This window comes from Marinimicrobium sp. UBA4509 (assembly GCF_002388575.1).
GTDB classification, from domain to species: domain Bacteria; phylum Pseudomonadota; class Gammaproteobacteria; order Pseudomonadales; family Cellvibrionaceae; genus Marinimicrobium; species Marinimicrobium koreense.
Genome location: NZ_DGMV01000043.1, coordinates 24419 through 29116, shown reverse-complemented (window position 1 = coordinate 29116; position 4698 = coordinate 24419). Strand labels below are relative to the sequence as shown.

Annotated in this window: 5 protein-coding genes and 3 tRNA genes; 5 read left to right on the top strand and 3 right to left on the bottom strand. The window is 59.3% G+C overall.

Annotated elements, in window-relative coordinates:
• From B3520_RS06615 to B3520_RS06605, 3 genes are all read right to left on the bottom strand, one after another.
• On the bottom strand, positions 1–285 hold a 285-nt coding region (locus tag B3520_RS06615; protein WP_286875727.1), incomplete at its 3' end, for a DUF4389 domain-containing protein.
• Entirely contained in the window at positions 285–1304 is a 1020-nt protein-coding gene (locus tag B3520_RS06610; protein WP_123637547.1) for an NAD(P)H-dependent glycerol-3-phosphate dehydrogenase, read from the bottom strand. The genes B3520_RS06610 and B3520_RS06615, both read right to left, overlap by 1 nt.
• Positions 1305–1792: 488 nt before the next feature.
• A complete protein-coding gene (locus tag B3520_RS06605) occupies positions 1793–2329 on the bottom strand; it encodes a flavin reductase family protein (protein ID WP_286806856.1) in 537 nt (178 codons plus the stop codon).
• A 175-nt stretch (positions 2330–2504) separates the two neighbouring features.
• Here B3520_RS06605 and B3520_RS06600 point away from each other — a divergent pair.
• The 5 genes from B3520_RS06600 to B3520_RS06580 all read left to right on the top strand — a co-directional run bounded on the left by B3520_RS06600 (position 2505) and on the right by B3520_RS06580 (position 4587).
• Positions 2505–2581: transfer RNA gene (locus B3520_RS06600), tRNA-Pro, on the top strand.
• Between the two features lie 25 nt (positions 2582–2606).
• Positions 2607–2683: transfer RNA gene (locus B3520_RS06595), tRNA-Arg, on the top strand.
• Between the two features lie 161 nt (positions 2684–2844).
• Positions 2845–2920: transfer RNA gene (locus B3520_RS06590), tRNA-His, on the top strand.
• 112 nt (positions 2921–3032) lie between these two features.
• Positions 3033–3881, top strand: a complete 849-nt coding sequence (folD, locus tag B3520_RS06585) for a bifunctional methylenetetrahydrofolate dehydrogenase/methenyltetrahydrofolate cyclohydrolase FolD (protein ID WP_123637549.1) — start codon at positions 3033–3035, stop codon at positions 3879–3881.
• Positions 3882–3891: 10 nt separating this feature from the next.
• Positions 3892–4587 carry a pseudouridine synthase gene (locus B3520_RS06580; RefSeq protein WP_339619649.1) on the top strand — a complete coding sequence of 232 codons (696 nt, stop codon included), beginning with the start codon at positions 3892–3894 and terminating at the stop codon, positions 4585–4587.
• Positions 4588–4698 lie beyond the last annotated feature (111 nt).

Genomic DNA, 4698 nt, shown 5'->3' with positions numbered 1-4698 from the left:
AGGTGACTCAGCCTCCAGCCAGTCACTGAATGGAAATGGCTTGTCATCGCTACTGTAGGTGAGAAACTCCAGAGCGCGATAAATATACAGCGCCAGCGACTTTCCAAACTGGCGCAGATTCCGGTTGGGGCTTCCGGTCAGCAGTGCAAACAGGAATTGCAGGACGATCACAACCCCCATAACCACCCCGGCGACATAAAGCAGTACGGCAAACAACAGCATATAGACCAGCCGCAGCCAATGCTTGCCCGAGGTCACATTGGTTTTCAGAGTTTCGCTATCCATCAGTCTGCTCCCATATATTCCACGTCGTGGTTTTGTTCACCCAACATCAGTTTCCGGGCGACATCGGCGATTGCCTCACCTTCGAATAGTACCGCAAATAGCCCCGAAACCAGAGGCATATAAACACCCAGCTCGTCCGCCTTCTGTTTGACCTGGCGCAGGGTGTTGACCCCCTCCGCCACCTGCCCCAGCCCCTGGATGACCTCCTCCAGAGGCTGTCCCTGCCCGAGCGCGTAGCCTACCCGGTAATTACGGCTCAGATCCGAGGTGCAGGTGAGAATCAGGTCGCCCACACCCGCCAACCCCAGAAAGGTCATCGGGTTCGCCCCCATGGCGGCAGCAAAACGCCCCATTTCCGCCAGGCTTCGGGTCAACAGCATCGCCTGGGTGTTATGCCCCGCCCCAAGGGCAGCGGCCATGCCACACACAATGGCATAAATGTTCTTCAGTGCGCCACCAAGTTCCACTCCGTAGCGATCCGGGTTGGCATAGACCCGGAAGGTCTCCGAGCGCAGGCAACTCTGCACCTGTTGGATCAACGCCTCGCTCTCGCTCGCCACCACGGTACCGGTCTGCTGTCGGGCGACAATTTCCTTGGCGAAATTCGGACCGCTGAGCACGCCAATGGCGTGGTCGGGCAACTCCTGCTCGAGAACCTGGCTCATCAGGGTGAAGCCCTCCGGCTCAATGCCCTTCGCCGTACTGATCACCATCGCTTCTTTGCGCAACAGCGGCGCAATCTGTCGGGTGACCGCCCGAAAGGAATGGCTGGGAATCGATACGAACACCAGGTCACTGTCGGACACCGCCCGGGTCAGATCCGACGTCACCTCCAGGCCGTCAGCCAGACGCTGCCCCGGCAGGTAGCGCCGATTCTCCCGCGTTGACTGGGTCTCGGTGGCACTGGCGGAGTCCCGCATCCAGAGAAAGGTGCGAACGCCGTTCTCGGCAATGATATTGGCAATGGCCGTTCCGAAGCTTCCGCCTCCGAGTACGGCCACCGTGAGCTTTTGGGTCATAGGATTAGATCCGTCCTGCATTGATACCGATCGCTTTAAAGTGTAGCCCGCTTCGGCGGGCCGGGAGATGACAACCCACCTATTCAAGGAAGGCGGGTTGGAGACATAAAAAATTCACATTTTTCTTGTCCACATTTTCTGTGGATAACTTGGTGGATACTTTTTGGGAAAGTGCCTCGAACCCGCATCATCTCTGACCGTTGCACAGATTGTCCAAAAAATAACCGGCTCAATTTTTTCTTTATTTATCAATATGTTACGAATGTCAACCAAGGATATAGCGAAGTTTTCGCACTCTGTCGGAACCCTTGACAAGTACCGCACTGCTAATGTGCATAAACCAGTTAGTGAACCTTAACCGCGAAACTCCCGTAGCCACAAAACTTTCATAAAGCAAGCGTATTATTGCGCGCTTTCGGGATCACTTTGACGCCATCCGTGCGCCCGAACGAGGCGCACCGAAGCCATCGCCAAATACCTTCCGAGTTTCAGCGGGGCGCCAGTACGCCGTAGCCGCCATCGACATATATCAGCGGGTCTACCGCCAGCTCACCGAGCTTCACTTCGTGAATCCGGGCCACCACGATATGGTGGGTGCCATAAGTCATAATCTGGTCCGACTCGCAGAAGAAGGTCGCCTGGGCGTCCGCCAGGTAAGGCACCTCATCCCGCCCCTGACGCCAGTCCCCGATACTGAAGCGCGGTTGATCGCCCTCGAAACCGGCACACCGATTGGAGATGGCCTGCTGATCAGACCCCAGGATATTGATGGCAAAAGGCGTGCCTGGCGTGGATAGATGCCCTTCCAGCGCCACCTGTTTGTTCACACAGACCAACAAGGACGCGGGATTGTCTGAGACCGAGGTCACCGAAGAGACCGTCATCGCATGACGCTCACCATCGTCCGAACGGGTGGACAACACCGATACGCCGGAGGCCAGGCGACGCATCCCCATCTTCATGGCCATACCCAGTTCGGCCTCTTGCGGGTGATCGACCTCGTGTTGCTTGGGGGTATCCTGCATGCTTACTCCTCACATCTGGTAAGCCGCTATTCTGACGAGCCGCCGTGACAGACACAAGTGCCACCGAACGCCCGAACCTTGCGAGACCAATTTACCGTTGACGCGGTGGGGCACCATCGGTATTATGCGCACCTCGCGAATGACGGCGTCCACTGGATGGCCATTCGGTCTACGGCGGAGTGTAGCGCAGCCTGGTAGCGCGTCTGCTTTGGGAGCAGAATGTCGGGGGTTCGAATCCCTCCACTCCGACCACTCGCCTGCGAGATTTCCCAGCCATGCGCCCGTAGCTCAGCTGGATAGAGCACCCGCCTTCTAAGCGGGTGGTCGCAGGTTCGAGTCCTGCCGGGCGCGCCATCTTCAAGTGGGGCACTGAATCCACTGAAAGATTGGAAGGCTCGTCAGACGACAAACCTGTATCAGGGTAAGGCCTCAAAGGTCTGGATTCATACCGAAAACTTCGGTAGAGTACGCGCCCTGAAATTGACCCCGGCAATCGGGGGCAACACCTTGCAATGGTGGCTGTAGCTCAGTTGGTAGAGTCCTGGATTGTGATTCCAGTTGTCGCGGGTTCGAGCCCCGTCAGCCACCCCACTTCCCCCCTTTCTGATTCCCCTGCAACACCACAACGGCGCTTTGCCTGAGCGGAGCACTGTGGGACAATAGCGCCCTTTTCTACTCCAGCCCAGCATGAGGAATTCGGTCCATGCCAGCACAGATTCTCGACGGTAAAGCCCTCGCCAAAAAAACCGAGCAGGAGCTCGCCCAGCGCGTTGCCGATCTCAAGGCCCGCAGCAATGGCCAGGCCCCGATTCTCGCCACCATTCTGGTCGGCGATGACCCCGCCTCGGCCACCTACGTAAAAATGAAAGGCAACGCCTGCGAACGCATCGGGATGGAATCCCTGCGCATCGAGCTGCCCGCGAGCACCAGCACCGACGAGCTGCTGGCCAAAATCGATGAGCTGAACAACGACCCCAACGTGCATGGCATTCTGCTGCAACACCCGGTACCCGAGCAGATTGACGAGCGTCGCTGCTTCGATGCCATCAGCCTGGAAAAAGACGTCGACGGCGTCACCTGTCTCGGCTTTGGCCGGATGAGCATGGGCGAAGAAGCCTACGGCTGTGCGACCCCCAAAGGCATCATGCGCCTGCTGGAAGCCTACGACATCGAACTGGAAGGCAAGCACGCGGTCGTGGTCGGTCGCAGCGCCATTCTGGGCAAGCCCATGGCCATGATGCTGCTCGGTGCCAACGCCACCGTCACCATCTGTCACTCGCGCACCAAAAACCTGCCCGAACTGGTTCGCCAGGCCGACATCGTCGTGGGCGCCGTTGGCCGCCCGGAATTCATCAAAGCGGACTGGATCAAAGACGGCGCCGTGGTGGTCGATGCCGGCTACCACCCGGAAAAAGTGGGCGACATTGAACTCGAACCCCTGGTCGACCGGGTCAGCGCCTACACCCCGGTGCCCGGCGGCGTCGGCCCCATGACCATCAACACCCTGATTTACCAGACCGTAGAGTCCGGCGAAAAGAGCATCGGCCAGTAGCGAGTTCGGCATGGCCATGCGCCTGGACAAATACATCAGCCAATGCACCGGCCTGTCCCGCAAGGGTGTGCGCATCGCCCTCTATGGCAAGCGGGTGCAGGTCAATGGTGTCACCACCAAAAGTGTCAGCCAGGCACTGACGGGGAACGAGCAGGTCACGCTGGACGGCGAACTTCTTGCCCTCCCCCGGGCCCGCTACCTGATGCTGCACAAACCCGCCGGCACCCTCAGCGCCACCCAGGACAGCAGCCAGCCCTGCGTGCTGGATCTGCTACCGCCGGCATTGGCGGACGGCCTGCAGATTGTCGGCCGCCTGGATAAAGACACCACCGGCCTGTTGCTGTTGACCGACGACGGCGCCTGGAACCACCGGATCACCTCCCCCCGGCGCGCCTGCGCCAAGGTGTATGACGTCGCCACCGCCGACCCTATTACGCCGGATATCGCCAAACAGTTTGCCGACGGTATTCTGCTTAACAATGAAAGCAAGCCGACCCTGCCGGCCACTCTGGAACAACTGGACGAGCGGCGGGCCCGAGTCACACTTCAGGAAGGTCGCTACCATCAGGTCAAACGCATGTTCGCCGCCACGGGAAATCGGGTCGTCGAACTGCACCGGCTCGCCGTGGGTGGCATTGTGCTCGACCCCGAACTGGCACCCGGCGACTTCCGCTCGCTGACCGAGGATGAGATCGCCCGTGTCTGACAGCGCCTCTCAATGGCTTCTGGAACAGATCCATTCGGCCCGGGGAATGGCCAGCCTCTGGTGTCTGGATGAGCACGCCCAGGGCGACACCCCGCCAAACGCTTCATCCCT

Coding starts and splice junctions, on each gene's coding strand:
- folD (WP_123637549.1), top strand. CDS start 3,033: ATGCCAGCACAGATTCTCGACGGTAAAGCCCTCGCCAAAAAAACCGAG.
- B3520_RS06580 (WP_339619649.1), top strand. CDS start 3,892: ATGGCCATGCGCCTGGACAAATACATCAGCCAATGCACCGGCCTGTCC.
- B3520_RS06610 (WP_123637547.1), bottom strand. CDS start 1,304: ATGACCCAAAAGCTCACGGTGGCCGTACTCGGAGGCGGAAGCTTCGGA.
- B3520_RS06605 (WP_286806856.1), bottom strand. CDS start 2,329: ATGCAGGATACCCCCAAGCAACACGAGGTCGATCACCCGCAAGAGGCC.